Here is a 927-nt window from a genome sequence, read left to right as displayed (position 1 = left end):
AGGTGTTCTGCTATAGTGTATGAGAATAGTTGATCCTCCTTTTACCGTCTATGTCTCAAGCCGCACTCGTAATATACCTAGTGTTGTGTGATGCGCTCTGTCTTGCGCATCGACGTGTAGATTATTCTCTACACTCATCTCAGCTTCTTCCCACGCAAGTAATTTGTTCGCGTTTTTTTTTTTTTTTGGCCGAACTGGTGATCTGCGTGAACCTCAACGGCGATCCGCGCACGGAGCCCGGCCTGGTGATAGGGCCGGAAAGCGACGGGATCGCTTCGCCGGCCATGCCCCTCGCCACGTCGCGCCGGGGATGGGACCTCCTGCGCCGCATGCGCGGCACCGGCCGGCGCGCTGCGGGGCCACGTCCCGCCTCGCCTCGGGAGCCCGGCTCCCCCGGCATGGGGCGGGTGATGTTCGATGCGTTCAACATCACCCAGGACCGTATCTCACGGGCGAGATTAGAGCGCGACCCGCCGGACCTGATGGTGTCTCCGCGTCTTGCGGAGATGGGCCTGTTCGAATTCCACCGCGCCGACGAGGCGATCCTCCTCGGCCGGGAAGCGGCCAAGGCTGCCCTGCCACGCATCAGGGAACTCGTCGCCCTGGCGGCGGAACGGGTCTGACCCTGCCGGAGCCCCTCCGCTTCGCGTGAGAGGAGACCCTCAATGGCGCGTTTGGAGCCTCGTCAGGCCATCGTGATGTAGTCGCGCATGGCTTGATGCTCCGCCTCCACGGCGGCGATCCGGCGCTTGACCACGTCTCCGATGGAGACGAGGCCGGCGAGGCTCCCGTCTTCGACAACCGGAACGTGGCGGAAGCGCCCGTTGGTCATCAGCTGCATCACGTCCTCGACGGTGCTGGAGCGGCTGCAGGTGGTCACCGCCGCGGTCATATGCTCGGAGATCGGGGCATCGAAGGCTCCCGCTC

General features: G+C 63.6%; 2 protein-coding genes. One reads left to right on the top strand and one right to left on the bottom strand.

Going from position 1 to position 927, the window contains the following annotated elements; translation table 11 throughout:
* The first annotated feature begins 206 nt into the window (after positions 1-206).
* Positions 207-623, top strand: a complete 417-nt coding sequence (locus VQ02_RS34350; protein WP_245239948.1) for a patatin-like phospholipase family protein — start codon at positions 207-209, stop codon at positions 621-623.
* A 62-nt stretch (positions 624-685) separates the two neighbouring features.
* On the opposite strand, the gene VQ02_RS34345 is transcribed toward VQ02_RS34350, so the two are convergent.
* A partial coding sequence (locus VQ02_RS34345; protein ID WP_048448765.1) for a CBS domain-containing protein occupies positions 686-927 on the bottom strand: 242 nt, incomplete at its 5' end.

Origin of the sequence: Methylobacterium variabile (genome assembly GCF_001043975.1) — a bacterium.
GTDB lineage: Bacteria > Pseudomonadota > Alphaproteobacteria > Rhizobiales > Beijerinckiaceae > Methylobacterium > Methylobacterium variabile.
The sequence above is the reverse complement of the archived record's forward strand: the minus strand, read 5'-3'. Positions and strand labels throughout refer to the sequence as shown.